The following is a 25,666-nucleotide window of genomic DNA, read 5'->3' on the forward strand; positions in this document are numbered from 1 at the left end:
AACCAGCTCAGGCGATGGCGCAGCATTGCCGCGGTCAGCACCGGTGCCCTCGTCGGCGAGGGGCGCACGATCCGGCACGTCATCCGTATGTGAGCGGGTTGACGACCGGTGGCGGGCCGACCGGCACCTTGAGATGGTGCAGCCGCAGGGGCTGGCGCAGCAGATAGCCGCGCGCGTCCCGCTCCGAAAGCGTCTCGAACCGGGCCAGCATCTTCTCCAGCGCCTTCCTGGCCCGATTCCGGCGCGCCGCATCGACCCCGACGGCACGCTCGATGAAGGCCGAGGCATCGGCAAATGCCTCGACGCGGTCGTACTCCATGCGCCGGCACTCAGCCAGGATGCCGCGCCGCCCGGCGCGGGTGATCGCGTCCTGCGCGGCATGGCGCACCGTCGTCTCGTCCTCGATCAGCCGCAGCGCATCGAAGAACGTGCCCTCGGACAAGGGCTCGATGACGACGACGCTGCCGCCCTTGCCGACAACGCGGGCTGCCTCTTCCAGAGCAAGCAGCATATTGGACACCGGCAGATGGTGCAGGCTGTTGAGGAAGATCGCGACATGGATGGTCGCGTCATTGAAGGGCAGCAGCTCAGCGCCGGCCTTCTGCACATAGGCGGTCGGCACCGCACGGCGCGCCGCCTCCACCGCAGCCTCGTCGATGTCGAGCCCGGCAACGCGCGCGCCACGTTCGACGAGGCCCTGCATGAGATGGCCGCCACCGCAGCCGATGTCGAGCATCCGCCGCCCCAGCAATGGTGCGAAGAGGCTTTCGAGGATGTCGAGGGTATCGCCTGCGGGTCGATTCATGATTCTGGCGATGGTTGCCCTGACGGCGAGCCGGCGCAAGGTCGCGTTTTCCGACCCCTGCGCCGCCTCTCTCGCCGTTTAGTAGCTCTCGCCCTCGACCTGCAAGCTCACATCTAGCCGTGCTTGTGCACGATCGTCTTGGTCACCGCGAACTCCTCCAGCGCGATGAAGCCCTTCTCGCGGCCATGGCCGCTCTTGCCGGTGCCGCCGAAGGGCAGTTCGATGCCGCCGCCGGCGCCATAGCCGTTGATGAAGACCTGCCCTGCCCGCACGCGCCGCGAGACGCGCTGCTGGCGGCCGCCATCCCTGGTCCAGACGGCGGCGACGAGGCCGTAATCGGTCGAATTGGCCAGCTTGATGGCATCCTCCTCATCCTCGAAGGAGAAGGCGGACAGCACCGGCCCGAAGACCTCCTCCTGCTCCAGCCGGTTGCCACGCGGCACCTGGCCGAACAGGGTCGGCGTGACGTAGAAGCCGCCATTGGGCACGCCCTGGGCGATCTGCCCCTCGGCCAGCACCGGGATGCCCTGCTCGCGCGCCTGGTCGATGAAGCTCTGCACGCGGCCGCGCTGCTTGGCGCTGATCACCGGGCCGCAATCGAGGTCCATCTCCGGCGTGCCGGCGCGCAGCTTGGCGAATTGCTTGGCGACCGCCCCGACGAACTCGTCATAGACAGTCTTCTGCACCAGCACGCGGCTGCCGGCCGAGCAGGTCTGCCCGGTGTTCTGGACGATCGCCTTGCAGACGATCGGCACGGCTGCGTCGAAATCGGCGTCGTCAAAGACGATCTGGGGCGATTTGCCGCCGAGTTCGAGCGTGCAGGGGATCAGGTGGTCGGCGCAGGCGTGCTGCACCATCTTGCCGACTTCGGGCGAGCCGGTGAAGGACATGAAGGCAATGCCCGGATGCGAGGAGAGCGCCGCGCCGGCCTCATGGCCGCGCCCCGCGACGACGTTGATCGCGCCGTCGGGAAAGCCGACCTCGCTCGCGAGTTCGGCAAGGCGGAAGGCCGTGGCGCAGGCGTCCTCGGCCGGCTTCAGCACAACCGCGTTGCCCATGGCGAGAGAGGCGGTGAGCGAGCGGCCAAACATCTGCGCCGGATAGTTCCAGGGCAGGATATGGCCGGTGACGCCATGCGGCTCATGCACCACGCTGACGCTGTAGCCGTTCAGGAACGGAATGACGTGGCCATGCACCTTGTCGGCTGCGCCGCCATAGAATTCGAAATAGCGCGCGGTCGCGTCGATATCGGCCCTGGCCTGCGCCATCGGCTTGCCGGTGTCGCGCGCCTCGAGTTTTGCGAGCTCGTCGAAATGGTCCTGCAGCCTGAGCCCGAGCTTCGAGATCAACCGGCCGCGCTCGGCTGCCGTCAGCTTGCCCCAGGCGCCGTCGAAGGCGGCGTGGGCGGCCTTGACCGCGGCGTCGATGTCAGCGGCGTTGCCGCAGCCGATGCGGGCGAATTCCTCACCCGTCGCCGGCGCCAGCTTGGCGATGGTTTCGCCCGTCTGGCCAGCGACATAGCGGCCATTGATGAAGTGCTGATTCATGGGCGTTTCTCCGCTTTTAACTCCAGCCCTCATCCTGAGGAGGCCGCGAAAGCGGCCGTCTCGAAGGATGCTCCAGATGGCTCCGGCGCCTCCTGGAGCATCCTTCGAGACGCTGCTTCGCAGCTCCTCAGGATGAGGGCTTATGGGTGAAATTCTGGCTCAATGCATCCCCGCCGCCGCCAGCGAACTTGCCGCGAGCCCACCCTCGACTTCGGTGACCTCGCCGCGCTCGATCGCATAGGCGCGCTCGGCGAAATTGCGCAGCAGGCTGGGGTTGGATTCGGTAATCAGCAAGGCGATCTCGGGATGGCTGTCGCGCAGGGCGCGCAGGGCAGCGGCATAGCGGTTGGCCAGCACCGGGGCCAGCCCCTGGAACGGCTCATCGAGCAGGATCACCCGGTTGCCGATCATAAGCGCGCGCGCCAGCGCCGCCATCTTGCCCTGCCCGCCGGAGAGGCCCGCCGCAGGGCGATGGCGCAGATCCGCCAGTTCCGGCAGCACGGCGTAGATGCCGGCGAGCCGCCGCGAGATCTCGGACGCACCAAGCTTCATCACTTCGGCCGGCAGGCGGATATTCTCCTCGATGGTGAAGGTCGAGAACAGGCGGCGATCTTCGGGCGCATAGCCGATGCCCAGGCGCGGCCGCTCATGCGGCTTCACCTCCAGCAGCGGCCTGCCGTCAAAGGCGATCGCGCCTGCCGTGACCTTCATGAAGCCCATGATCGCGCGTAAAAGACTGGTCTTGCCGGCGCCATTGCGGCCGATCAGGGCGACGGTCGCGCCTGCGGTCAGCGAGAGATCGACCTTGCGCAGAACCTGCACGCCCTCGATCTCGGCGGATAATCCCTTGATCTCGAGCATGGCCTAGACCCCCACTCCGATCACGGTTTCGCGCACCTCGGGATGGTTCAGGATCTCTTCGGGCGAGCCTTCCAGCGCGATTTTGCCGCCAGACCAGACTGCGACGCGATTGGCGTAGCGCGCGACCACATCCATGTCGTGCTCGACGAAGATCGCGGTGGTCGAGCGCGCATCGAGCGCGCGGGTCAACGTGTCCATGACCTGGAATTTCTCATGGCTGGAGACGCCGCTGGTCGGCTCGTCCATGAAGATCAGCTTCGGCTCCAATGCGAGCGCGACCGCGATGTCGATCAGCTTACGCATGCCCTCAGGCAATTCGCGGACAATGCGCTGGCCGGTGTCCTTCAGCCCGACGATCTCGAGCAGCGCCCACATCTCATCGATCTTGGGATGCTTCGTAAGCTTGAGGAAAGGCGACCAGCTGCCCTCGCGGGCGCTCAGCGCCAGCAGCAGGTTCTCGATCACCGTGTTCTCGAGGAAGAGCTGCGGAATCTGGAAGGAGCGGCCGATGCCGAGCCGAGTGATGGCGCGCGGCGAGAGCGCCGTGATATCCTGACCCGCGAAGATGACCCTGCCCGACTGCGGCTTGATGTAGCCGGTGCAGAGGTTGATGAAGGTGGTCTTGCCGGCACCGTTGGGGCCGATGATGGCGATGCGCTCATTCGCACGCACCTGCAAGCTCGCGCCATTGGCGGCCTGCACGCCGCCGAAGCGCAGTTCGAGGTCGCGGGCTTCGAGGATGAACTCGCTCATCGCGCCGCCTCCCCGGAGGTCCGCTTGCGCCCCGCGATCAGCCCGTAGAGCCCGCTCGGCGCGAAGAAGATGATCACGAGCAGCATGACGCCCAGCACCGCATGCCAGGTCTCGGGCGCGTAGACCGCTGCGTAGCCGCGGATGATCTGGAACATCAGCGCGCCCAGGAACGGCCCGGCGACGCCACCGACTCCGCCCAGGATCGCGATGAAGACGAACTCGCCCGAGCGCACCCAATAGGCGAGCTCCGGCGTGACGTGTCCGGAGACCAGCGCGTTGATCGCCCCGCCCAGCCCCGCCAGCAGCCCCGACAGCAGATAGGCGCCATAGAGCACCTTGCGGCTGGAGACGCCGAGATATTCGAGCCTGGTCTCGTTCGACTTGATCGCCTCCAGCGCCTTGCCGCCGGGCGAGACGAGATAGCGCGCCACGAAGAGCGCCGCGACCGCGGCCAGCGCCAGCGTGATGTAGAACATCCAGAATTCGAAGGCCTCGCGCTCCAGCGTCATGCCCAGAAGCGTCGGTCGCGGCACGCGCTTGCCGTCGGCCCCGCCGGTGATCGAGAACAGCTTCTCCAGGAGCGAGAAGAACACCATCGAGATGGCGAGGTTCAGCATGCCGAAGAAGATCGCCCGGTAGCGCACGATGAAGAGCCCGATCAACGCGGCGACGAGCCCGGACGCCGCTGTGGCGATCGGCACCAACAGCAGGACCTCATGGCCGAGACGGGCTGCGGCCATGAAGGCGACGACATAGGCGCTGAAGGCGAAATAGAGCCCATGGCCGAAGGAGACCTGGCCGGCACGCAGCAGCACCAGGATGCCAAGCGCCGCCAGGCCCTCGCAGAGCGCGACCGTCAGGATCACCGTCGACCAGGGCGAGAGCAGCGGGAAGACGACGAGCGCGATCAGGAGCCCCGCGCCGATGAGATATTGGCGCGACATCAGACCTTCCTCGTCTGCACGGTGGTGAAGAGGCCTTCCGGCTTGATCAGCAGCACGACGACCATGATGAGATAGGGGATCAGCACGTCGAATTCCGGCGCGAAATAGACCGCAGCCGAGCGCCCGAGCCCGATCATCAGCGCCGCCACCGCCGCGCCCTCGATGCGGCCGAGCCCGGCCGTGGCCGCGACCGCGAAGGACAGCACGATCATGCCTGAACCGATGCCGGGTGTGAGCGAGGTCGTGGCCGAAGACAGCGCCCCGCCGAGCGCCGCCAGGCTCGCGCCGATGATGAAGGTGAAGAGGTAGATCCGGGTGGCGTCGATGCCCATCGCCATCGCCGCCTCGCGGTCCTGCGTCACCGCGATGATGGCGCGCCCGAAGCTCGTCCGACGCAGGAACCAGCGCAGGCCCAGCAGCACGACGAGCGCCACCAGCGGGATCAGGATGAGCTGATAGCTGGTGTAGAAGATGCCGAAGACCTCGACGGTGCCGAGCCAGTTCATCGGCGCATTGGCGAAGAGCGGCTGCGTGCCGAAGACGACTTTCTGCGCATCCTCGAGGATCATGAAGACGGCGAAGGTGACGAGGAGCTGCAGCACCTCCTCCTTGCCGTAGATGCGCCGCAGCAGCAGCGCCTCGACCGTGCCGCCGACGACCACGCCGACGAGAATGGCCGAGACCAGGAACAGGGGGAAGGCCAGCCAGACCGGCAGCCCCATCCCGGCCGCCGCCAGCACGGCCGAGGCCGCGACATAGGCGCCGATCGCATAGAACGAGCCATGGGCGACGTTGAGCACGCCAAGCACGCCAAAAATCAACGACAGCCCGACCGCGACCAGGAAGATCAGCGAGCCATAGGCCAGGCCGTCGAGTGCGGCGAGAAGGATCATTTCTGGAGGCATTGCGATTCCGCGACCTGTCCCCCTCCCCCTTGTGGGGAGGGGTTAGGGGTGGGGGGCGTCCCGCTCGGCGAGCGGGTTGAAAAAGTAGGTGCACGGCAGCGGCGACAGCGCTCAACGAAGACTTCGATCGTTTCGGCTTTCCGCCCCCCACCCCTTCCCCTCCCCACAAGGGGGAGGGGTTAGGGCCGAGGTTCCAGCGCCCTACTTCACGTAGTCAAACGTCTCGATCGACTTGTCGTTGACCAGCTCCGGCTTGACCTTGGCGAACCAGTCCAGCGACTTCTCGCCGAGCGGGGTCGTAACGAGCTTACCCGGGTAGAGCGCCATCTTGTCGTAGACGGCGAAGGGGTATTCCGGCACGCGCTTGGTGGTGCCAAGCATCTGGTCCTCGAGGCCCTGATGGTCCGAGCGGATCGTGATCGTCCCCGTGAGCGACTTGAACTCCAGCCCCTCGAAGGCTGCGATCACCTGCTCCTTGCTCGGCCATTTGCCGCCGGCTGCGGCTCCGGCCTTCTCATAGGCTTTCACCAGCCCGGTCACGGCCTGGTTCATGTGGAAGGTCGGATAGATCGGATAGACCCCGGTCTTGGCCTTGTAGGCCTTCACGAAGCCCTGCATCTCAGGCGTGTTCTTGTATTTGGGGTGCAGGAAATAGTGGTCGCCACGCGAGCCGACGATGACCCCCTCCGGCATCACCGCACCGAGCCGCTCCATCGAGCTTTCCGCCAGCGGCAGCACGAAGGTCGACTGCTTCAGCAGCCCGCGCGCCGCCGCCTGCTGCACGAAGGTGTCGAGATCGCCGCCCCAGGAGGTCGAGATCACGACATCGGGCCGCAGCGCCGAAAGCCTGGTGATCTCGGTCGAGAAATCAGGCGCGCCGAATTTCGGGAAGAGCTCGGCGACGATCTTCACATCGGGCTTCAGCGCCTTGAGGCCGGCCTGGAGCAAAGCCCAGGATTCACGGCCCCAGGCGTAGTCCTGGTTGACCACCGCCACCGTCTTGAAGTCGGGCTTCACCTTCATCAGGTAGAGCAGCGTCGCCATCATCTCCGCGCCGGCATGGCCTTGCGTGCGGACCGAGTATTTCCACTTGCCCTCTTCGAAGATGGTCTGAGTGCCACAATCCCACATCACATTGACGACCTTGAGGTCCTCGGCGACGGGAGCGAGCGCATTGCAGGAGCCCGACGAGATCGCGCCCAGCATGATCTGCGCGCCCTGGTCTTGCACGACGCGGCGATATTCGGAGATGAGCTGGTTGGTGCCCGCGCCCTCATCGACATAGACCGGCTTCACCGGCACGCCCAAAATGCCGCCCTTGGCGTTGATCTCCTCGAAGAACAGATCCGCCGCGTTCTTGCCCGGCACGCCGAACACCGAGGCCGGCCCGGACAGGAAGGTCGCGATGCCCACGACCAGCTCCTTCGGCTTCTCCTGCGCGGCGGCCGGCAATCCCAGCAGCGCCGTTGCCGCAAACAGCGCAGCCGCCAGCTTCGTCCTGACCATGTTTCTTCTCCCTGGATTCCTCATGGAACGCGCTCTTGGCGGCGCGTTACCTGGATCGAAGGGGCGCATGGGCGGGCCGAAGCCACAAGTAGGATAAAGCGATGAAGGCCATAGCGAGAACCTATGGACCGCCGCCACCCGCCTGGATTTCGCTATGGTCCCCATCGCAAAACGCTATTTGACTTGCAGCGTCGAGATGGTCGCTTTCAGCCGTATCAAAGACGGGCCGGCTCAACGATGACGAATGCTCTCGATGGAATTCTGGTGGTGGCGCTGGAGCAGGCGGTGGCGGTGCCGACCGCGACCTGCAAGCTCGCCGATGCGGGCGCACGCGTCATCAAGCTGGAGCGTGCCGAGGGCGATTTCGCCCGCGGCTATGACGACTACGCCTTGGGCCTCTCCTCCTATTTCGTCTGGATCAATCGCGGCAAGGAATCCTGCCGGGTCGACCTGAAGCAGCCGGACGATCGCGCCATGGTCGAGGCCATGTTGGCGCAAGCCGATGTCTTCATCCAGAATCTCGCGCCAGGCGCGACGACGCGTCTGGGCTTAGGCGCCGCCGAATTGCGCCAGCGCTATCCCAAGCTGATCACCTGCGACATCTCCGGCTATGCGCCCGGCACGCCGCATCACAGCCGCAAGGCCTATGACCTCCTGGTGCAGGCGGAATCAGGGCTTTCGGCCATCACCGGAACCGAGGATTCCGGCCCCTCCCGCATCGGCGTCTCGATCGCCGACATCGCGACGGGACAGACCGCCTATGCGGCGATCCTGGAAGCGCTGCTAAGGCGGGCGCGGACCGGCCAGGGCTCGGCGATCCAGCTCTCGCTGTTCGACACGCTCGGCGACCTGATGAACGTGCCTTATCTGACGCGGCGCTATGGCGGCATCGAGCCGCCGCGCGTCGGTCTCGCCCATCCCTCGATCGCGCCTTATGGCGTCTTCACTACTGCCGACGGCAACATCCTGATCTCGATCCAGAGCGAGCGCGAATGGCAGATCCTGGCGCGCGAGGTGCTGGGCAGCGAGGCGCTGGCGAGCGAGCCGCGCTATGCCAGCAATGTGCTGCGGGTGCGCGAACGCAAGGCGCTCGATGCCGCGATCGGGGCGATCCTGAGCAAGCGGCCCTTCGCCGAGGTCGCGGCCGCGCTCGACCGCCACGCCATCGCCTATGGCACGGTCTCCAGCGTCGGTGACCTGATCACGCATGTTGCGGCGACCACGCTCACGGTGGAGACGCCGGCCGGCCCCGTCGAGGTGCTGGCGCCGCCGGTGATCGTCGACGGCAAGCGCGTCGCGATGCGGCGCGTGCCGGCGCTCGGCGAGCATGACGAGGCGTTGAGGGCCGAGTTCGGGGGCGGGCCATCGCCCGCCAGAACCTCTCCGTCATCCCGGACAAGCGGCCCCCGGGTCCGGCCTTCGGCCGGCCCAAGGACAGGCTCCGCCGCGCCGATCCGGGATCCATCCTAGAGCGTCGAACTCTACGATGGATCCCGGGTCTGCGCTGCGCTTGCCCGGGATGACGGTGAGGTTGGTCAGACACAGCAGCAAGACGAGCCACGAAAGACCATGCAGCAGATTCCAGATCACACCGATATCCGCGACGCCGTCGCGAAACTCTGCGCCGGCTTTCCCGGCGAATACTGGCGCAAGCTCGATCGCGAGATGGCCTATCCGACAGGGTTCGTCGCTGCGCTGACGCAAAGCGGATTTCTCTCGGCGCTGATCCCGGAAGAATATGGCGGGGCGGGCCTCTCGCTCTCGGCCGCCACCGTGATCATGGAGGAGATCCAGCGCCAGGGCTGCAACGGCGCGGCCTGCCATGCGCAGATGTACGTCATGGGCACGCTGCTCAGGCACGGCTCAGTTGAACAGAAGCAAAGCTATCTGCCCAGGATCGCCTCGGGTGAATTGCGCTTGCAGGCCTTCGGCGTCACCGAACCGACGAGCGGCACCGACACGACGTCGCTGCGCACGACAGCGCGACGCGAGGGCGACCATTACGTCGTCAACGGCCAGAAGATCTGGACGAGCCGGGCGGCGCAATCGGACCTGATGCTACTGCTCGCCCGCACCACGCCGCGCGAGGAGGTCGCCAAGCGCACCGAAGGTCTCTCCGTCTTCGTGCTCGACATGCGCGAGGCACTGAAAGAGGGCCTGACCATCCGGCCGATCCGCACGATGATGAACCACGCCACCACCGAGGTGTTCTTCGACAATGTCCGCGTGCCGGCGGAAAACCTGATCGGCGAGGAGGGCAAGGGTTTCCGCTACATCCTGTCGGGCATGAACGCCGAGCGCATCCTGATCGCCGCAGAATGCGTCGGCGATGCGAAATGGTTTATCGAGAAGGCCTCCGGCTATGCCCGGGAGCGCCAGGTCTTCGGCCGGCCGATCGGCCAGAACCAGGGCGTCCAGTTCCCGATTGCCAAGGCTTACGCCAATATGCGTGCCGCCGAGCTGATGGTGCGCGAGGCGGTCAGGCTCTACGAGGCCGGCGAAAATTGCGGAGCGGAAGCCAACATGGCCAAGATGCTGGCGGCGGACGCCTCATTCGAGGCGGCCAACGCCTGTATCCAGACCCATGGCGGCTTCGGCTTCGCCGAGGAATACGACATCGAGCGCAAATTCCGCGAAACGCGGCTCTACCAGGTCGCGCCGATCTCGACCAATCTGATCCTGTCCTATCTCGCCGAGCATGTGCTGGGCATGCCCAGATCATACTGACAATTCTACCAGCGAGGCCGTCTGACGCGGCCTTCTGCGCTTCCGGTGCTCACGGACGAAAGTCCGCTCCGCTCCGGTTCTCGAAAACCACGCCAGCCGACTCAACGCTGGCAAATTCTCAGGATGATCTGCCGTGGCCTTCGAAATCGCGTCCTTGCGCGCCTGGATCGGCAAGTCGATGGAGGCGTCCGACGTCGTGACGCCGCGTCTCGTGCAAAGCTTCGCCGCGACCTTCGCGCCGCATCTAGCGCCTTATCCCGCGGGCGAGGCGCCGCTCGCCCTGCATTGGTGCCTCGCGCCGCCGATCTCGCCGATGAACGCGATCGGCGGCGACGGCCACGCCGCCAAGGGCGAATTCCTGCCGCCCGTGCCGCTGCCGCGCCGGATGTGGGCCGGGGGGACGGTCGAGACCCTGGCTCCCTTGCGCGAAGGCGAGCTGGTGACGCGCCGCTCGACGATCGGCGATATCAGCTTCAAGGAAGGCCGCACCGGGCCGCTCTGCTTCGTCGCGGTCAATCATGAGATCGTCACGGAGCGCGGTGTGGCCCTGCGCGAGCGCCACAACATCGTCTATCGCGAGGCGGCAAAACCGGGCGACCCGGCGGCTCCACTCCCTGCCCCGGTCGAGCCCGAGGCCGCCGATCTCGCCTGGGAGGTCGCGTCGAGCCCGGTCTTCCTGTTCCGTTATTCGGCGATCACCTTCAACAGCCACCGCATCCATTACGACCTGCCCTATGTGACGAGCGAGGAAGGCTATGCCGGCCTCGTCGTGCATGGGCCGATCCAGGCGACGCTGATGCTCAACATCATCGCGACGCTCTCGGGCGGTGAGCCGATCAAGTTCGATTATCGCGGCGTCAGCCCGTTGATCGCGGGCGAGCCCTTCAAGGTGAAGGCCAGGCGACTGCCCGACGGCGCGATCAAAGCCTGGACGGAGGGGGCGGATGGGCGCCTGCGCATGGAAGGCGTCAGCCGCGCGGGTTGAGGCGCTTCAGAGTCTGCCCTGAAATGAAGCCACTGATTTCAATGGCTCTGTCTTGACCACCCACGCGCCGTCATCCTGGGCGAAGCGAAGCTTCGGCCCGGGATCCATCGTAGGACTGCGGAACTCTACGATGGATCCCGGAGCTGCGCCGCTGACGCGGCTTGTCCAGGATGACGGCGCGGATAATGCCAACCGATCGGAGGCCCTTGATATCGCTCGATTCATTCCAGGCCAGACTCTCAGGACGGCGGAATGAAGGGCTGAGAGATCTCCTGGAACAGCGGCAGGGCTTCGTGCCGGGCGGCATGAGCGGCAAGCGCCGGATATTCAGCCCAGGAGACCAGCCCCGGATGCGCCTCGCCCAGAAAGCGCAGCGCGACCGCAACCGCGATATCGGCATGGCCGATCCCGCCACTGAGCCAATGGTCGCCCGGCCTGCCGGCGCGATCGGTTTCGAGGGCGCCGAGCACGGCGAGGATCTGGACCCGGCACCTGTCGGCCCAGAGATCCGAGATCTCCCGGTGCAGGCGCTGCTCGTAGAACAGGCTGACCGCCTTGTCGGCGAGCCCCATGGCAAGCGCCGCAACCTTCACGGCGCGATGCCGCGCCGGCTCCTGGCGCGGAAACAGCGCCTGCCCGGCCGGCACGAGACTGTCGAGGAAATCGATCATGCTCGGGCTGTCGACCAGCACCTCGCCATCGTCCAGCACCAGCGTCGGCACGCGCGTCAGCGGGTTATGGCCGCGGATCTTGTCGGCGTCGCCGAAGACCGACCAGGGCCGGTGCTCGAAAGGCAGGCCGTAGAGCTTCAACGCGATGGCGACACGCCGCACGAAGGGGGAATCATACTGGCCAATCAGGATCATCGCGCGCCTTGTCGGATTCTCGCCTTCCGGCTGGAACAGCCTCATCTTCGACGTGTCACGCCCCCGCCGCAATGCTAGCTTCTCGTCCGCCCAACGCGATCAGGAGCCAGCTATGTCACGCGAAACGCAGTTCAACCGCCGTGACACGCTGAAAGCCGGAGCGGCGATAGCCGCAAGCACCGCCCTGCCCGCGATCGCCACCGCCCAGGCCCAGGTCCCGGCCCTCGCACGGATGAAGCTGCGCCTGCTCGAGACGACCGATCTCCACGTCAATGTCGTGCCTTACGACTATTTTCGCGATGCTGCCGACGACACGGTCGGCCTCGCCAAGACCGCCAACCTGATCAAGGCGGCCCAGGCCGAGGTCAAGAACAGCATGCTGTTCGACAATGGCGACTTCCTGCAAGGTTCATCGCTGGGCGACTATATCGCCTACAAGAAGGGGCTGAAGGCGGGCGATACCCACCCCATGCTGGCTGCCATGAACGCCCTGCCCTATACCTGCGGCACCTTCGGCAACCACGAGTTCAATTATGGGCTCGAATTCCTCGATAACGGCATCGCCAAGGCCGAGTTCCCGCTGGTCTGCGCCAATATCGAGATGGCCAGCGGCTATCCGCTGGTTGACCCCTGGCGGCTGTTCGAGCAGGGCTTCGAGGACGAATCCGGCGCCCAGCATGTCCTCAAGATCGGCGTGATCGGCTTCGTGCCGCCGCAGATCATGCAATGGGACAAGGCCAATCTCGACGGCAAGCTGGTCGCGGGCGACATCGTCAACGCGGCCACAAAGCATCTGCCGGAGTTGCTGAAGGCCTCGCCCGACATCGTCGTGGCGCTCTGCCATTCCGGCATCGCCGGCGGCGAGCGCAAGGGCATGGAGGAGAACGCGGCGCTGCACCTGGCCAAGCTCGACGGCATCGACGTCGTCCTGACCGGCCACCAGCATCTGGTCTTCCCCGGAGGCAAGGCCTTCGACGGCATTGCCGGCGTCGACAACGTCAAGGGCTCGCTGCATGGCAAGCCGGCCTGCCAGCCCGGCTTCTGGGGCTCGCATCTGGGCATCATCGACCTCGATCTCGAAAAGCGCGGCGAGCGCTGGCAGATCGCCGATTTCAAGGTCGAACCGCGGCCGATCTACGAGCGCACGCCCGACCGCAAGATCGTGCCCAAGGCCACGGCCGAGGCCGCCATTCTTGCCGCCGTGAAGACCGACCACGAGGCAACGCTGACCTATATGCGCGAGCCGGTGGGCGCGACCTTGAGCCCGATCAACAGCTTCTTCGCGCTGGTCACCGACGATCCCTCGATCCAGATCGTCACCGACGCCCAGGCGGCCTATGCCAAGGGATTGATGGCGCAGACGCCGATGAAGGCGTTGCCGATCCTCTCGGCCGCCGCGCCGTTCAAATCCGGCGGGCGGGCCGGGCCGGCCTTCTTCACCGACATTCCCGCCGGGCCTCTGGCGCTCAAGAACGTCGCCGACATCTATCTCTACCCGAACACGGTGCAGATCGTGAAAATCAACGGCGCCCAGGTGCGCGAATGGCTGGAGCGCTCGGCTGGCATCTTCAACCGCATCGACCCCGCCAGGACCGAGGAGCAGCCACTGATCAACCAGGGCTTCCCCGCCTTCAATTTCGACGTGATCGACGGCGTGACCTATCGCATCGATGTCACCAAGGCCTCGCGCTATGATGGCGACGGCAAGCTCGTCGCGCCCGACGCCCACCGCATCGTCGACCTCGCCTTCCAGGGCAAACCGATCGATGAGGCGGCCGAGTTCATCGTCGTCACCAACAATTACCGCGCCTCGGGCGGCGGCAATTTTCCGGGCACCAAGACGACCGTGGTGCTGGAAGCGCCCGACCTCAACCGCGACGTGGTCGTGCGCTATATCCTGGAGAAGAAGACGATCGATCCCAAGGCCGATGGCAACTGGGCGATCGCGCCCTTGCCGGCCAGCGTCAACGCCACCTTCGTCACCTCGCCGGCGGCTGCCGGAAAGCTGCCGGCGGGGCTGAAGGCGGAGGCCGTCGGCGATGGCGGCGAGGGTTTCGCCAAATATCGTCTCAAGGGATAATAGCCCGCCCCTTGCCGCCTTCCGGCCGAGCCGCCATGCTCGGGAAAAAACGGGAGGATTTCGATGCTACAGGCGGTCTTGATCATCATGACGTTGGTTTTCGGCCTGGCGGGCGACGCCATGGCGCAATCGGGCACTCTTGCCTGGAAGACGAGCTGGGCGGCTTCAGCGCACGGCCCCTACCCCATCGGGAACCCTTCGGCGCAGCCCGACCAGCGCTTCGCCTTTCCCGATCCGGCCGCCGGCGCGAACGATCAGAGCTTTCGCCTGATCCTGCGCCCGAGCTTGTGGGGACGCCAAGCGCGGATTCGCCTGACCAATGCCTTCGGCACGCGGCCCGTGACCTTCGATGATGTCCATATCGGGCTCCAGCTCGGCTCGGCCGCGCTCGTTCCCGGCAGCAACCGGCCCGCGAACTTCGCCGGCAAAACCTCAGTGACGCTCGACCCCGGCGCATCGGTCTGGAGCGACGCGGTCGAACTGCCCTTCGCGAGCGACCCGGCTTCGCCCCTGCTGCAGGGCCGCAAGCTCGCGGTTTCCTTGCATGTCGCGGGCGAAAGCGGCCCGATGACCTGGCATGCCAAGGCGCTGCAGACCTCCTATGTCACCGCGCCGCGCGCGGGCGCCAAGGGCGCAGACGAAGGCGAAGACGCCTTCATCAATCCCACCGCCTCCTGGTTCTTCGTCGATGCGCTCGACATGCAGGCGCCTGCCGACACGCCGGTGGTCGTCGCCTTCGGCGATTCGATCACGGACGGCACGGCCTCGACCATGAACGGCGACGATCGCTGGCCCGACGTGCTGGCGCGCCGCCTCTCCCAACATTTCGGCGTCAACCGCGTCGCCGTGGTGAATGCCGGCATCGGCGGCAACCAGATCTCGGGACCGTCCGAGTATTCCCCGGCCAAGCCCTTTGCGGGCGGCCCGGCGGCCGTCCAGCGGCTGGAGCGCGACGTGCTCTCGCTCTCGGGCGCCACCAGCCTGATCTGGCTGGAAGGCATCAATGATTTCAGCAAGAACGGCAACGCAGCGACCGAGACCGTTCAGAACGCCATGCGCGACGGCGTCGCCAAGCTGCGGGCGCGCGGCATCCGCACCGTAGGGGCGACGGTCGTATCGGCCCTCAGTAGCACGAGCCCGGCCCATGGCCACCCCGAGCAGGACGAGAAGCGCCGGGCCCTGAACGCCTTCATCCGCAGCCCCGGCAGCTTCGACGCCGTGGTCGATTTCGACGCGGCGACGCTCGATCCCGCGACCGGCGGCCTCAAACCTGCCTTCGTGCCGGAGGCGACAATGGGCGGGCCAGGCGACAAGCTCCACCCCAATCGGACAGGCTACCAGGCGATGGGCTTCGCCATCGATCCGGCAGCGGTCGTGCCGGGGCTGAAGCGGTAGAGCATTTTCGAGCGAAGTGGACCCCGGTTCGCGTGAAGAAAATGCGATAAAACAAGGAGGTAGAGCATTTCCGCGATTCGGAGAAACGCGGAAATGCTCTAACGGCGTCAGGGCTGACCAAGGCGTCGTCAAGCGCCGCCCGCGACATTGGCCGCAGCCATCAGGCGCATCCGGGTCAGCCTGCCCCGGCTCTCGACCAGGGCATCGGCCAGCGCTGCCGCCGGGCCGCGCAGGACGCGCGCCGACCCGACCACCACGAACTCGACCTGGCCGAGCGCCGGCAGGCCGCTGGCAGCCGATACGTCGGTGAGGCCCTGCGGCATCAGCCGGCGCGAATGCGGCATCACGCCGAGGCCGGCGAAGACAGCGGCGCCGAGCCCGCTCAGGCTGCCCGAGGTGCAGGCGATGCGCCAGGAACGGCCGGCCCGATCGAGCGTCGCGATGGCGATCTCGCGGGTGACGCTGGGCGGCGGATAGAGCACCAGCGGCACGGGCTGCTCCGGATCGAGCGCCTGACCAGCCCCGACCCAGGCGAGATCGTCACGCAGCACCGAGCGGCCACGGCCATCCCCCTCGCGGCGCTTGCAGAAGATCAGGTCGAGCGCGCCGTGATCCAGCGTCTCGTAGAGCGTCTCGCTCAACCCCACGGTCAGTTCGAGATCGACGAGGGGATGACCACGCACGAAGTCGCGCAGCAAATCGGGCAGGCCCGAGAGCACGAAATCCTCCGAGGCGCCGAAACGCAGCCTCTCGCGCGTCTTGGCGCCAGTGAAGTAGCCCCTGGCCTGCATGTCGGCATCGAGGATGCGGCGGGCAAAGCCCAGCATCGCATCGCCGTCGACGGTGGTTTCCAGCGAATGCGTGTCGCGGTTCAGGAGCCTGCGGCCGGCCGCCGCCTCCAGCCGCCGGACATGGTGGCTGACCGTCGGTTGGCCGAGATTGAGGCGCGTGGCGGCCCGGGTGAAGCCGCCCTCCTCCACCACCGTGATGAAGCTGCGCAGCAGGACAGGATCGAAAGGGTGCGGCATGGCCATCGCCTTCATTGCGAAACGCAATGACAATTAGCATATCACGCGGCGTTCCGTCATAGGCGGGAATGCGGGATATAGCGGCTCTCAACCAAGGAGTGCTCCCGATGCGATCCCTGCTCGCCCGCTTCGCGCCAGACCCGTACATCATGGCGCTGCTCGGCACGGTCGCCTTTGCCTCCGTCCTGCCGGCTCATGGCGAGGGCGCCCATGTCGTCGGCCTCGTCACCAATCTCGCCATCGGCCTGCTGTTCTTCCTCTATGGAACGCGGCTTGCGCCCAGCGCGGCGCTGGAGGGCTTGCGCCACTGGCGGCTGCACAGCTTCGTGCTGGCGGCGACCTTCCTCGCCTTCCCGGCGATCGCCCTGCTCCTGCGCCTGCTGATGCCGTCCCTGCTGACGCCCGGCCTGTGGACGGGATTGATCTTCCTCTCGGTTTTGCCGTCCACCGTGCAGTCCTCGATCGCCTTCACCTCGATCGCCGGCGGCAATGTTCCCGCCGCACTCTGCGCGGCCTCGGCCTCCAACCTCATCGGCATCGTGATCACGCCGCTGCTGGCGGCGCTGCTCCTGACGACGCAGGGGCACGGCTTCCAGGCCGGCGCCGTCGGCGACATCCTGGTCCAGCTGCTGCTGCCCTTCGCTGCCGGCCAGCTGCTGCGGCCCTGGATCGGCGGCTGGATCGCCAGCCACAAGCGCATGCTCGGCTTCGTCGATCGCGGCTCGATCCTGCTCGTCGTCTACACTGCCTTCAGCGAGGGCGTGACCCAGGGCATCTGGCACCAGCTCGATCTGGAGCAGCTCGGCGCGCTCGTCCTGGTCAATGTGCTGCTGCTCGCGATCGTGCTCGCCGGCACCCGCCTGCTCTCGCGTGCGCTCGGCTTCTCCCGGCCCGACGAGATCACCATCGTCTTCTGCGGCTCGAAGAAGAGCCTGGCGAGCGGCCTGCCGATGGCGAGCATCCTCTTCGCCGGCCAGTCGGTGGGTTTGATCGTGTTGCCGCTGATGCTGTTCCACCAGATCCAGCTCATCGCCTGCGCCGTGCTGGCAAAGCGCTATGCGAAGGCGGCACTGCGGGACGAGACGGAAGGCGCGCCAGCGGCAGCCCGGGCCTGAGCAATGGAAACCCGCCAGGCGCGGGCTGCGCCGACGGCGAAGGCTAACGGTGAAGGGGGGCACGGGGGCGCGCAGCGGCCCCCGCCAAGATTGCGGTACTACACCGCACATCTTGCATTCTTCCGTAGGCGCATACCGATCACAAATTCACGGGTGATGCACGGCGGGTCCTGCCAGCGTTCTTACAGGGCCAGGCGCTGCACGCTGCTCTTATGGACGAGTGCCAGGATGGTGATGCCGTTCGGTGCTTCTTCGTACAGGATGATGTGCGAGCCGTGCTCGTGGCGTCTCACGCCGGGGCGGATGCCATCTGCCTTGCGGCCGATGCGGGGTGTGTCGGCGATTAATTGGAATAGGCGCTCAAGCTCGGCGGCGTAGGCCTCGGCCTGCCGGGCTCCGAATTGCTTCATGCCATAGAGCGTCAGCTCGAACAGGTCCGCGTCGGCGCGATCGGCAAGGCCGTAGCTACTCACTCAAGAACCCGTCGGCCTTTGCCTGCTTCTTGGCGCGGGCGACGATGTCGGACACCGAATTTTTGCTGATGCCACTCGCGCGGGATTCATCCACGATCCGGCGAAGGTCGTCGAGTGACAGCTCGGGATGCGCACGGCGCTCGCGGTCACGGCGGACGAGATCGCGAACGTAGTCGCTCGTGCTGGCGTACTCGCCTTCCTTGATTTGCGCCTCGATCCAGTCCTTCATCGGGTCAGGCAGAGAGATCGTCATGGTCGCCATGGGGCACCTCCTATCTCTCTCAGCCTACCGAAAATAAGCATATTTCACAAATACTCTTATCGACGCCACGCTACCAGTCGTGCTCCATGGCGTTCCGCTCACGATACTCCTTCACGGCGACGCGGCTCGCCTCGTCCCGAAATGCCGGGGAATTCCGCCGCCATGCCGGTCGATGAAGCATTCCGCCGCCTCCGCGCTGCGCTGAAGCTGCCTGAGGAAAGCGGCAGATAGTGCAGGTCGTCACCGAGGCGGCGCAATTCCGTGAGCCCTCAAAGCCCCCCGGCTTTGCAAAATGATGGGTAGCTGCTCCAGCCGCCCTCACCCCTCCACCAGCCTGCGCGCGATCACTTGCGCCTGGATTTCCGCCGCGCCCTCGAAGATGTTGAGGATGCGCGCGTCGCAGAGCACGCGGCTGATCGGGTATTCCAGCGCGAAACCGTTGCCGCCATGGATCTGCAGCGCATTGTCGGCCGCAGCCCAGGCGACGCGGGCGCCCAGCAGCTTGGCCATGCCGGCCTCGAGATCACAGCGGCGCTCGGCGTCCTTCTCGCGGGCGGCGAAATAGGTGAGCTGGCGGGCGATCAGGATCTCGACCGCCATCATGGCGAGCTTGTCGGCGACGCGCGGGAAGGCGATCAGGGGCTTGCCGAACTGGATGCGGTCCTGGGCGTATTTCAGGCCGAGATCGAAGGCCGACTGCGCCACGCCGACGGCCCGCGCCGCCGTCTGGATGCGGGCGGCCTCGAACGTCTGCATCAATTGCTTGAAGCCCTGCCCCTCGACGCCGCCGAGCAGGTTTTCCGCCTTGACCTCGAAGCCGTCGAAGGCAAGCTCATATTCCTTCATGCCGCGATAGCCGAGCACCTCGATCTCGCCGCCGGTCAAGCCTGCAACCGGGAATGGGTCTTCGTCGGTGCCGCGCGGCTTCTCGGCGATCAGCATGGAGAGGCCGCGATAGCCGGCCGCATCCGGATCAGTGCGCACCAGCAGCGTCATGATGTCAGCGCGGACGGGATGGGTGATCCAGGTCTTGTTGCCCGAGACCTTCCAGACAGCCGCATCGCCCTCGCCATGCTTCACCGCCTTGGTGCGCAAGCTGGCAAGGTCCGAGCCGGTGTTGGGTTCGGTGAAGACGGCAGTCGGCAGCACCTCGCCGGCAGCAAGCTTGGGCAGCCATTTCTGCTTCTGTGCATCCGTACCACCGCAAAGGATAAGTTCGGCCGCGATCTCGGAACGCGTGCCGAGCGAGCCGACGCCGATATAGCCGCGAGACAACTCCTCCGAGACGACGCACATCGAGACCTTGGAGAGGCCCATGCCGCCGAATTCCTCGGGGATGGTCAGGCCGAAGACGCCGAGCTCGGCCATCTTCTCGACGACCGGCATCGGGATGTACTCATTCTCAAGGTGCCATTCATGGGCGTGCGGCGTCACCTCAGCGGCGCAGAAGCGGCGCATCTCGCTGCGGATCGCTTCCAGCGTCTCGTCGAGGCCGGGATCGCCGACGCTGATCAAGCCGTGATCCTGGCTGAACAGCGAAACAAGGCGGGCGCGGTTCTGCGGCGTATTGCCTTCCGCGATCAGCGTCTCGGCCGCGTCCGAACGGGCGGCGGCAATCGCCTTGGCCGGGAGGCCGAGCGCGCCGAGCCGCACGATCTCGCTTTGGCTCATCGGGATGCCGCCGAAGATCTGCGCGGCATATTCGCCGGCGCCGATGCGGATGGCGTAATCCTCGGTCGCGCCGTAGCGGTCCTCGGCCCGAAGGCGCTCGCCATAGGCCTTCATCTCGCGCAGCGCCATGACATAGGTCGCGAGCCAGGAAAGGCCGTGAGCAGCATGCTGCTCGGCTTCGAGCTTCACTGAGGAAATCTTGCCGTCGACCGTGACCTTCTGGCGCACGGCCGCGACAGCCTGCTCCAGCAGCGTCTCGAAGCCGGGCAAGGCCGCGGCAATCAGATCGATCGCGCTGTCAGGCATCTCGGATGTGGCGGCGGCGTTCGCGCTCATGATTTCTCTCCCTTTGTTGCGACGCAGCATAGGGCGAGTTTTCGAAAATCAGAAATGCCTCTTTGGGCGAAAGGCCGCGCCCGCCTGGGCTATTTGCGGCTCGCCAGCACGACGCCCGCGACCGTCACCACCACGCCGGCGATCTGAACCGGCGACAGCGCCTCGCCGAAAAGAATCCAGGCTTCGCCCGCTACCAGAACCGGCACGAGATAGAGGAAGGTCGAGACGCGCGAGATCGCGCCACGCCGGATCATCATCAGATAGAGCCCGACGCCGCCGAGCGAGAGCGCCAGCACCGACCAGGCCAGCACCAGGATCATGGTGAGGTTCCACTCGATGCGCATCGGCTCCAGCGCCCAGGCGAAGGGCAGCGTCACGATGAAGGCGGTGCCGTATTGCACGGCCGTGACCGTGCGCAGATCGCCGGAGACGATGCGGGCCTTCTGGTAGAAGGACCCGAAGGTCACCGCGAGCATGGCGAGGACATTGATTGCAACCGGCAGCACGATGCCCAAGAATGCCGCGGGTTCGACACCGACAAGCTTGGGCTCGAGCACCAGCGCGATACCGAGGAAGCCGCAGAGGATGCCGACCCAGCGGATCGGCGATATCCGCTCGCCTACGAGCGCCGGCGCGAACAGCGCGGTCAAAATCGGCTGGAGGCCCGCGATCAGGCCGGAAATTCCGGTCGGCAGACCGTTGCGGATCGCCCACCACAGGCCACCGAGATAGGCTGCGTGCAGCAGGACACCGGTGACGATACAGTCGATGATGGCGCGCCGGCCCTTGGGCCAGGGCGCGCGCAGCGCGAAGGCGAGCCCCGCAAGCAGCACACCGGCGCAGGCGAAGCGAACGGCCAGGAAGGTCAGCGCATCCGCATAGAGCGCCGAATAGCCGGCGACGACCCAGCCTGACGACCAGAGGAAGGTGAAGATGACGGGCGTGAGCCGCAGGAACAGGGGGGAAGAGAGCATGAGAACCGGCTTTCGGATGCCAGCCTGATAAAGCGGGCAGCCCGGCCTGTCGCCCCATGCTGACGCGCACGAGCCATGTGCGGACCGAAACACCTCGCTATTGGACCCGCCAAAGAAGCCGACACGATCTCAGTTGAGGAAAATCCCTTACGATTCATTCACTTGCATTGACTCTGCCAAAATCCAGCCGGACAGTGTGAATTGCTCCAGGCACGAGGGATAACCGATCCGATGACAGAGTCTCTTGCCGCGCCGGTCACTGTGCCTGCGCCCGTCCGCCGCTCCTCGCTTCTGCGCACCATCGTCGCCACCAATATCGGCGCGGTGTTCGAGTGGTACGACCTCGTGCTCTACGCAATGTTCGTGGTGACGCTGTCGAAGCTGTTCTTCCCAGCCGGCGACCCCGCCGTCAGCGTTCTGCTCAGTCTCGGTACCTTTGCCAGCGCCTGGCTGGTGCGGCCGCTCGGCGCGATCGTCATCGGCGCCTATGCCGACCGCGCGGGGCGCAAGCCCGCGCTCATCCTCTCAGCCGGGCTGATGATGCTCGGCACCCTGCTCACGGCCATACTACCCGGCTACGCGACGATCGGGCTTGCCGCCCCCATCCTACTGCTGCTCGCCCGCATGATCCAGGGCTTCTCGGCCGGCGGGGAATTCGGCAGCGCCACCGCCATGCTGATCGAGCAGGATCCGAGCCGCCGCGGCTTCTATGGCGCGACGCAATGGGCGAGCTCGGGCTTTGCCGTGTTCATGGCCTCGATGTTCGCCTATCTCATCAACGCGTCCCTCACGCCCGAGCAGGTCATGTCCTGGGGTTGGCGCGTGCCGTTCCTGTTTGGCCTGCTGATCGGCCCCGTCGCCTGGTATATCCGTCAACGCGTCGATGAATCGGCCGAGTTCGAGAAGGCCGAACAAAGCCCCGTGCCGCTGGCCGAAGTCATGACGCATGACAAGCTGCGCGTCCTGGCGGGCGCGGGCATCGTCGCGGCCGGCGCGGCGGGCAGCTTCATGAACACGTATATGCCGACCTTCGCCACGACCAAGCTCGGACTCGACCCGTCCGTGGCGCTGATCGGCACGATCTTCGCCGGCCTGATCAACTCGACCATGCCATTCTTCTTCGGCCATCTCTCGGACCGCGTCGGCCGCATCCCGCTGATGGGCACGTTTGCCGTGCTTGGCCTGGTGATGACCTATCCGATGTTCCAGTGGCTCGTCGCCAGCCCCAGCGTCGGCACGCTCATCGCCATCCAGTCCATGCTCGCGCTGGTGCTCTATTGCGGCTACTACGCCACCGCTCCGGCGCTGCTGTCGGAGCTCTACCAGACCCGTCGCCGCGTCACCGGCATCTCGATCAGCTATGTGCTGGGCCAGCTCCTGTTCGGTGGTGTCACGCCGCTCGTCGTCGGCTTCATCGTCGGCCGCACCGGCAATCCGACCGATGCCGGGCTCTACCTGACCGCGATCATATTCATCAGCCTGGTGAGCCTCTGGGGCTGCCGGCGCCTGGGCGTGCGGTAAGATCGCGGGACAGCCCGAGACCCACCGAACCGTCCCATACGGAGCAGCGGCAGGGCTTGGTGAAGCAGAACCTCGCCTCAGCCTGCCTTCGCGCTCTGCTTTTGGCCGGTTCGTCTCCAGGCCTCCATCGCCAGCAGCAGCGCCAGCGGCCAGACCATCGGGCGGAACATGAAATGGGCGTGGACGATGGTGTGGTGCACGAAGGCCAGATACCAGGCCGGCATGATCGCGCAGGCGGCCAGCAACAGCCCGGCCCTCATACGCTCCACCGGCTCTGAACAGCGCCAGAGCAGCAGCCCCTGACGCAGGGCGAGCAGCAGGGGGACGATCGCCACCAGGAGAAATCCCAGTTCGACCGAGCCGAAGGCCAGGAACTGCGAGAAATAGAAGACCTTCGACAAGGCGTAGAGATAGCTGAACAGGAAGCTCGACCTGATCGCCTCCGGGCCGATGCCGAAACGGGCTAGCCGCGCCGCATTCTCAGGCGCCACCTCCCAGCCGGCGCTGCTCATATGGGCGCCGATCTGGCGGCTGAAGAGGTCCAGCTCCGGCAGTCCCCAGATCGCCGCCACGACCGCCATCTTGAAGACGAAGCAGAGGATAATCGCTGCCGTGAAGGAGACGATTCCGATGCACAGCCTTCGCCACATCGCGCGCAGGTCGACAGCGTCATCAAAGAGGACGACGGCAAAGATCAGGATGAGGCCGCTGGGGCTTCCGCCGGTGAGGAACTCGAACATCGCGGTCAAGGCGCCAAACAGGGCGGCAGCGGTCGCGAAACCGAGCTCCGACAACGCCGATGGCGGGCGCAGATAGAAAAACAGCAGGAAGCCGACCAGGGCGAGGTCCGCCGGCGCGAAGGAGAAGGACCAGCCGAAGACCGGCAGCGCATACAACAGCAGCAACATCAGCGCCATGATGGCATAGGCGCGGTCCCGTCCAGCCATTTCCGGCCGGCGCACGGCATTGCGCAGTGCCAGAAGCGCCAGCGCGACGAGGCCTGCCACGAGCAGGATCAGCAGCAGATTCGTCGCATAGGCGAAGGGCAGGATCGCCAGGAGCAGCTTGGCCAGAACCCAGTCGCCATGCAGATAGCGATGATAATAGCCCGCTGGCACATCAGCGGCCGGCTCCATGGCCAGGGCAAGGTCGCGGCACTGCACATAAGGCGGATAGCCCAGCAGTGCTTCTCCGGACCAGGGCGCATCAAGGCTCGGCACGCGCGGCGACAGCGCCCGACGGAAGATGTCGTCCTCCTGCGGCAGAACGAGCATCGACAGGATCAGGCAATCGTTGAAATTATGGATGGAGACAGGGTTGCTCCGCGCGAATGGCAAGGCGATGTCGCGCGCCAATGCCCCGGAGGCGACCGCCTCCGCGACGCGGCCTCGATAATGCTGCCGCTCGACCAATGCGCTCGCAAGGCTCGCTGCGTAGAATGTCAGCAAGGTCGCCAGGACGACCAGCAGGGCGCGCAAGGCCAATGCCGGCACGGGCGCTCGCTTCGTATCGCTCGCGCTGCCCGGCTCCGATCGTGCGCCGTCATGTCCTGATGCCGAGGCGGAAGGAAGCCGCCCGGACAAGCCGATCCCACGATCGCGGTTCAACGCCGACCTGCCCCCGGCCCCTGAAGCCGGACAAAAACACGCAACATGGTACCCTCCAGAAGACGACGACTTGGTGCAATTCGACGCAGCACGCAAGGGACAAAACCTGATCGACCCATCGTGGCTCTGGCCTCGGCGCATGAAAATACGCCTTCAGGGGATGACGTTTGGGTCTGCCGGCATCGGCGCTGTTGACGAACTCCTCACCGGCCCGTTAGCCAGTGCTCATCATGGTTGCCATGACCGCAATCTCCCCGCCTTTCGCAACGGCGGCAGCCTGATATGGCCGAATACGATGCGGCAGCAATTCGAGCGAGGTCCGCAACGCAATGGAAACGATACTGCCGGCAACCGGACATCCCCTTGAGACAGGTTCGGCGCAGCCTGCGATCGCGGTGCTGATCCCTTGCTACAACGAAGCGCTCACGGTGGCCGCCGTCGTGCGGGATTTCCGGGCGAGCCTGCCGGAGGCCGCGATTTATGTCTACGACAACAATTCCAGCGACGGCACGGCCGAAATCGCGCGGCAAGCGGGGGCGATCATCCGCAGCGAACGCCGGCAGGGCAAGGGTTATGTCGTGCGGCGCATGTTCAGCGATGTCGAGGCCGACATCTATCTGCTGGTCGATGGCGATGCGACCTACGAGGCACAAGCTGCACCAAGGCTTGTGGCAGAGCTGCTCTCCGGCCCCTATGACAAGGTCAACGGAGCACGGGTACACGATACGAGCGGCGCCTACCGCCCCGGTCACGTGCTCGGCAACAAGGTCCTGACCGGCCTCGTCTCACGGATATTCGGCGCCCATAGCCGCGACATGCTGTCGGGCTACAAGGTGCTTTCGCGCCGCTTCGTGAAGTCCTTTCCCGCCACCAGCAACGGTTTCGAAATCGAGACCGAACTCCTGGTCCATGCGCTCGACCTCGATGTGCCGATGTCCGAGATCGAAACGCTCTACAAGGAGCGGCCGGCCGGCTCGGAAAGCAAGCTCTCGACCTTCAAGGACGGTTTCCGGATCTTCGGGCTGATCCTGCATCTGGTGCGCGACCTGCTGCCGCTCCAGTTCTTCACTCTGATCGGCGCGCTCTTCGCTCTATCCTCGATCGGGCTCGGCATCCCCGTGATCATCGCCTTCATCGAGACGGGCCTGGTCGCGCGCCTGCCGACTGCCGTGCTCTCCGTCGGCCTGATGATCGCGGGCCTGCTCGCCTTCGTGACCGGGTTGATCCTCGACAGCGTCGCGCGGGGACGGCGCGAGAACAAGCTCATCGCCTATCTCGGCCATCCGGCCGCCGGCGGCTGAGACG

Annotated in this window: 23 protein-coding genes; 9 read left to right on the forward strand and 14 right to left on the reverse strand. The window is 65.9% G+C overall.

The genetic code is table 11. The features are described from left to right. Positions 1-79: 79 nt before the first annotated feature. From RMR04_RS17710 to RMR04_RS17740, 7 genes are all read right to left on the reverse strand, one after another. A complete protein-coding gene (locus tag RMR04_RS17710; RefSeq protein ID WP_311909651.1) occupies positions 80-805 on the reverse strand; it encodes a class I SAM-dependent methyltransferase in 726 nt (241 codons plus the stop codon). Positions 806-918: 113 nt separating this feature from the next. Beyond that, the gene (locus tag RMR04_RS17715; RefSeq protein WP_311909652.1) at positions 919-2,352 is read right to left on the reverse strand and encodes an aldehyde dehydrogenase family protein; all 1,434 of its coding nucleotides are present in this window, start codon (positions 2,350-2,352) and stop codon (positions 919-921) included. 159 nt (positions 2,353-2,511) lie between these two features. Next, a complete protein-coding gene (locus RMR04_RS17720) occupies positions 2,512-3,213 on the reverse strand; it encodes an ABC transporter ATP-binding protein (RefSeq protein ID WP_311909653.1) in 702 nt (233 codons plus the stop codon). Positions 3,214-3,216: 3 nt separating this feature from the next. Further along, positions 3,217-3,966, reverse strand: a complete 750-nt coding sequence (locus RMR04_RS17725) for an ABC transporter ATP-binding protein (protein WP_311909654.1) — start codon at positions 3,964-3,966, stop codon at positions 3,217-3,219. Beyond that, positions 3,963-4,910, reverse strand: coding sequence for a branched-chain amino acid ABC transporter permease (locus RMR04_RS17730; protein ID WP_311909655.1), 948 nt, complete (start codon positions 4,908-4,910; stop codon positions 3,963-3,965). Before RMR04_RS17730 ends, RMR04_RS17725 begins: the two co-directional genes overlap by 4 nt. After that, positions 4,910-5,803: a branched-chain amino acid ABC transporter permease gene (locus RMR04_RS17735; protein WP_310151577.1), complete on the reverse strand. Its 894-nt coding sequence runs from the start codon at positions 5,801-5,803 to the stop codon at positions 4,910-4,912. Before RMR04_RS17735 ends, RMR04_RS17730 begins: the two co-directional genes overlap by 1 nt. Before the next feature lie 213 nt (positions 5,804-6,016). Further along, positions 6,017-7,321: an ABC transporter substrate-binding protein gene (locus RMR04_RS17740; protein WP_311909656.1), complete on the reverse strand. Its 1,305-nt coding sequence runs from the start codon at positions 7,319-7,321 to the stop codon at positions 6,017-6,019. A 237-nt stretch (positions 7,322-7,558) separates the two neighbouring features. On the opposite strand from RMR04_RS17740, the gene RMR04_RS17745 reads away from it, so the two are divergent. From RMR04_RS17745 to RMR04_RS17755, 3 genes are all read left to right on the forward strand, one after another. Next, positions 7,559-8,791: a CaiB/BaiF CoA transferase family protein gene (locus tag RMR04_RS17745; protein ID WP_311909657.1), complete on the forward strand. Its 1,233-nt coding sequence runs from the start codon at positions 7,559-7,561 to the stop codon at positions 8,789-8,791. Between the two features lie 99 nt (positions 8,792-8,890). Further along, positions 8,891-10,048 carry an acyl-CoA dehydrogenase family protein gene (locus RMR04_RS17750; RefSeq protein ID WP_311909658.1) on the forward strand — a complete coding sequence of 386 codons (1,158 nt, stop codon included), beginning with the start codon at positions 8,891-8,893 and terminating at the stop codon, positions 10,046-10,048. A gap of 133 nt (positions 10,049-10,181) precedes the next feature. Next, positions 10,182-11,033, forward strand: coding sequence for an HTD2 family dehydratase (locus RMR04_RS17755; RefSeq protein WP_311909659.1), 852 nt, complete (start codon positions 10,182-10,184; stop codon positions 11,031-11,033). Positions 11,034-11,272: 239 nt separating this feature from the next. Here RMR04_RS17755 and RMR04_RS17760 read toward each other — a convergent pair whose 3' ends face one another. Beyond that, positions 11,273-11,899, reverse strand: a complete 627-nt coding sequence (locus RMR04_RS17760) for a glutathione S-transferase family protein (RefSeq protein ID WP_311915872.1) — start codon at positions 11,897-11,899, stop codon at positions 11,273-11,275. A gap of 112 nt (positions 11,900-12,011) precedes the next feature. Between RMR04_RS17760 and RMR04_RS17765 the strand changes: the two genes are divergently transcribed. Together RMR04_RS17765 and RMR04_RS17770 are read left to right on the forward strand one after the other, a co-directional pair. Then, on the forward strand, positions 12,012-13,979 hold the full coding sequence (locus RMR04_RS17765) for a bifunctional 2',3'-cyclic-nucleotide 2'-phosphodiesterase/3'-nucleotidase (RefSeq protein ID WP_311909660.1): 1,968 nt from the start codon (positions 12,012-12,014) through the stop codon (positions 13,977-13,979). A 63-nt stretch (positions 13,980-14,042) separates the two neighbouring features. Beyond that, the gene (locus tag RMR04_RS17770; RefSeq protein WP_311909661.1) at positions 14,043-15,374 is read left to right on the forward strand and encodes a GDSL-type esterase/lipase family protein; all 1,332 of its coding nucleotides are present in this window, start codon (positions 14,043-14,045) and stop codon (positions 15,372-15,374) included. 128 nt (positions 15,375-15,502) lie between these two features. Here RMR04_RS17770 and RMR04_RS17775 read toward each other — a convergent pair whose 3' ends face one another. Further along, complete coding sequence (locus RMR04_RS17775) at positions 15,503-16,402, reverse strand: LysR family transcriptional regulator (protein WP_311909662.1); 900 nt, start codon at positions 16,400-16,402, stop codon at positions 15,503-15,505. Between the two features lie 107 nt (positions 16,403-16,509). Here RMR04_RS17775 and RMR04_RS17780 point away from each other — a divergent pair, with 107 nt between their 5' ends. Next, the gene (locus tag RMR04_RS17780) at positions 16,510-17,517 is read left to right on the forward strand and encodes a bile acid:sodium symporter family protein (RefSeq protein ID WP_311909663.1); all 1,008 of its coding nucleotides are present in this window, start codon (positions 16,510-16,512) and stop codon (positions 17,515-17,517) included. Between the two features lie 182 nt (positions 17,518-17,699). Here RMR04_RS17780 and RMR04_RS17785 read toward each other — a convergent pair whose 3' ends face one another. The 4 genes from RMR04_RS17785 to RMR04_RS17800 form a co-directional block, all read right to left on the reverse strand. Then, a complete protein-coding gene (locus RMR04_RS17785; protein ID WP_311909664.1) occupies positions 17,700-17,990 on the reverse strand; it encodes a type II toxin-antitoxin system RelE/ParE family toxin in 291 nt (96 codons plus the stop codon). Next, on the reverse strand, positions 17,983-18,252 hold the full coding sequence (locus tag RMR04_RS17790; RefSeq protein WP_305680200.1) for a type II toxin-antitoxin system ParD family antitoxin: 270 nt from the start codon (positions 18,250-18,252) through the stop codon (positions 17,983-17,985). Before RMR04_RS17790 ends, RMR04_RS17785 begins: the two co-directional genes overlap by 8 nt. 318 nt (positions 18,253-18,570) lie before the next feature. After that, positions 18,571-20,259 (reverse strand): acyl-CoA dehydrogenase family protein, encoded by a 1,689-nt coding sequence (locus RMR04_RS17795; RefSeq protein ID WP_311909665.1) that lies wholly within the window; start codon positions 20,257-20,259, stop codon positions 18,571-18,573. A gap of 89 nt (positions 20,260-20,348) precedes the next feature. Beyond that, a complete protein-coding gene (locus RMR04_RS17800; RefSeq protein WP_311909666.1) occupies positions 20,349-21,233 on the reverse strand; it encodes a DMT family transporter in 885 nt (294 codons plus the stop codon). Positions 21,234-21,464: 231 nt separating this feature from the next. Here RMR04_RS17800 and RMR04_RS17805 point away from each other — a divergent pair, with 231 nt between their 5' ends. Further along, the gene (locus tag RMR04_RS17805; RefSeq protein ID WP_311909667.1) at positions 21,465-22,754 is read left to right on the forward strand and encodes an MFS transporter; all 1,290 of its coding nucleotides are present in this window, start codon (positions 21,465-21,467) and stop codon (positions 22,752-22,754) included. Positions 22,755-22,831: 77 nt separating this feature from the next. Here the strand turns inward: RMR04_RS17805 and RMR04_RS17810 are convergent, their stop codons facing one another. Beyond that, positions 22,832-24,247, reverse strand: a complete 1,416-nt coding sequence (locus RMR04_RS17810; RefSeq protein WP_311909668.1) for a hypothetical protein — start codon at positions 24,245-24,247, stop codon at positions 22,832-22,834. Between the two features lie 184 nt (positions 24,248-24,431). Here RMR04_RS17810 and RMR04_RS17815 point away from each other — a divergent pair, with 184 nt between their 5' ends. After that, on the forward strand, positions 24,432-24,728 hold the full coding sequence (locus tag RMR04_RS17815; RefSeq protein WP_311909669.1) for a hypothetical protein: 297 nt from the start codon (positions 24,432-24,434) through the stop codon (positions 24,726-24,728). Beyond that, positions 24,691-25,662 carry a glycosyltransferase family 2 protein gene (locus RMR04_RS17820; protein WP_311909670.1) on the forward strand — a complete coding sequence of 324 codons (972 nt, stop codon included), beginning with the start codon at positions 24,691-24,693 and terminating at the stop codon, positions 25,660-25,662. Before RMR04_RS17815 ends, RMR04_RS17820 begins: the two co-directional genes overlap by 38 nt. Positions 25,663-25,666 lie beyond the last annotated feature (4 nt).

Source organism: Bosea sp. 685, from assembly GCF_031884435.1.
In the GTDB taxonomy this organism is placed as follows: Bacteria; Pseudomonadota; Alphaproteobacteria; order Rhizobiales; family Beijerinckiaceae; genus Allobosea.

What these genes read in the sequence shown, in the direction of transcription:
- RMR04_RS17710 (WP_311909651.1), bottom strand. Translation starts at nt 805, where the DNA reads ATGAATCGACCCGCAGGCGATACCCTCGACATCCTCGAAAGCCTCTTC.
- RMR04_RS17715 (WP_311909652.1), bottom strand. Translation starts at nt 2,352, where the DNA reads ATGAATCAGCACTTCATCAATGGCCGCTATGTCGCTGGCCAGACGGGC.
- RMR04_RS17720 (WP_311909653.1), bottom strand. Translation starts at nt 3,213, where the DNA reads ATGCTCGAGATCAAGGGATTATCCGCCGAGATCGAGGGCGTGCAGGTT.
- RMR04_RS17725 (WP_311909654.1), bottom strand. Translation starts at nt 3,966, where the DNA reads ATGAGCGAGTTCATCCTCGAAGCCCGCGACCTCGAACTGCGCTTCGGC.
- RMR04_RS17730 (WP_311909655.1), bottom strand. Translation starts at nt 4,910, where the DNA reads ATGTCGCGCCAATATCTCATCGGCGCGGGGCTCCTGATCGCGCTCGTC.
- RMR04_RS17735 (WP_310151577.1), bottom strand. Translation starts at nt 5,803, where the DNA reads ATGATCCTTCTCGCCGCACTCGACGGCCTGGCCTATGGCTCGCTGATC.
- RMR04_RS17740 (WP_311909656.1), bottom strand. Translation starts at nt 7,321, where the DNA reads ATGGTCAGGACGAAGCTGGCGGCTGCGCTGTTTGCGGCAACGGCGCTG.
- RMR04_RS17745 (WP_311909657.1), top strand. Translation starts at nt 7,559, where the DNA reads ATGACGAATGCTCTCGATGGAATTCTGGTGGTGGCGCTGGAGCAGGCG.
- RMR04_RS17750 (WP_311909658.1), top strand. Translation starts at nt 8,891, where the DNA reads ATGCAGCAGATTCCAGATCACACCGATATCCGCGACGCCGTCGCGAAA.
- RMR04_RS17760 (WP_311915872.1), bottom strand. Translation starts at nt 11,899, where the DNA reads ATGATCCTGATTGGCCAGTATGATTCCCCCTTCGTGCGGCGTGTCGCC.
- RMR04_RS17765 (WP_311909660.1), top strand. Translation starts at nt 12,012, where the DNA reads ATGTCACGCGAAACGCAGTTCAACCGCCGTGACACGCTGAAAGCCGGA.
- RMR04_RS17770 (WP_311909661.1), top strand. Translation starts at nt 14,043, where the DNA reads ATGCTACAGGCGGTCTTGATCATCATGACGTTGGTTTTCGGCCTGGCG.
- RMR04_RS17775 (WP_311909662.1), bottom strand. Translation starts at nt 16,402, where the DNA reads ATGCCGCACCCTTTCGATCCTGTCCTGCTGCGCAGCTTCATCACGGTG.
- RMR04_RS17780 (WP_311909663.1), top strand. Translation starts at nt 16,510, where the DNA reads ATGCGATCCCTGCTCGCCCGCTTCGCGCCAGACCCGTACATCATGGCG.
- RMR04_RS17790 (WP_305680200.1), bottom strand. Translation starts at nt 18,252, where the DNA reads ATGGCGACCATGACGATCTCTCTGCCTGACCCGATGAAGGACTGGATC.
- RMR04_RS17795 (WP_311909665.1), bottom strand. Translation starts at nt 20,259, where the DNA reads ATGAGCGCGAACGCCGCCGCCACATCCGAGATGCCTGACAGCGCGATC.
- RMR04_RS17800 (WP_311909666.1), bottom strand. Translation starts at nt 21,233, where the DNA reads ATGCTCTCTTCCCCCCTGTTCCTGCGGCTCACGCCCGTCATCTTCACC.
- RMR04_RS17805 (WP_311909667.1), top strand. Translation starts at nt 21,465, where the DNA reads ATGACAGAGTCTCTTGCCGCGCCGGTCACTGTGCCTGCGCCCGTCCGC.
- RMR04_RS17820 (WP_311909670.1), top strand. Translation starts at nt 24,691, where the DNA reads ATGGAAACGATACTGCCGGCAACCGGACATCCCCTTGAGACAGGTTCG.